Genomic DNA, 813 nt, shown 5'->3' with positions numbered 1-813 from the left:
GCCGACGGCACGTTCCAGGCGACCGTGACCCTGAAGGATGCCGCGGCGACGCCGGGGTCTTACGGGATCTACACGTATGCGGCCGGTGGCGTGATCAACGCCGACCAGGAGCGCAGTGTCGCCCTGAACTACACCGAGACTCCGACGGTCTCCACAGCCGTGAAGACGGCGACGGCGACGAATGGCCTCACCGTCACGGCATCCGGCACCAAGCTCGGTGCGATCCCGGGTGCGTACGTCGCGTTGATCGAGAAGGGCACCGAGGCGAACGTCACCGGCAGCGGCGGGTTCCTGGCGATGCAGTACGTGCGCCCGATCTCCGGCGGCGCCTTCACGGTGGACCTGACCGCCGCCGCCGACAAGCTCGACCGCACGAAGTCCTACGAGGTCATCGCGTGGAAGCAGCACTCGAACCCTGATGCGAGCACGATCTATGCGCGCTCGACCATCGCCGTCACCGACGCACAGTGGGAGAGCCTGCAGCCGGCTCCGGTCTCGGCGGCGATCGAGGTGTTCCTCGCCGACGGCACGACTCCGGCCGCAGGTGTGGCTCTCAAAGCCGGTGACAAGGTCGTCGTGAAGGGCTCGGGCTATGACCCGACCGCGAATGTCGGTGGACGCGGGATGCCGATCCCCCAGCACCTTCCGCAGGGCACCTACGTGGTCTTCGGCAACTTCGGCTCGACATGGCAGCCTTCGACGGGTGCGGCATCGTCGACCCGATCGGTGGGCGCGCAGGCCTGGGCTCTGGCCGCGGAGCTGGTCGGCGACGCCGTCGGGGAGCGTGGCGAACACGCCGTTGGACTGGGTCGG

The 813-nt window shown here is 68.5% G+C and carries 1 pseudogene; it reads left to right on the top strand.

The annotated features are described in order from the left end of the window. Window positions 1-813: pseudogene (locus DW307_RS18000) on the top strand (hypothetical protein); the annotation flags it as partial.

It is taken from the genome of Microbacterium sp. K27 (assembly GCF_004794435.1).
In the GTDB taxonomy this organism is placed as follows: Bacteria; Actinomycetota; Actinomycetes; order Actinomycetales; family Microbacteriaceae; genus Microbacterium; species Microbacterium maritypicum_A.
The sequence above is the reverse complement of the archived record's forward strand: the minus strand, read 5'-3'. Positions and strand labels throughout refer to the sequence as shown.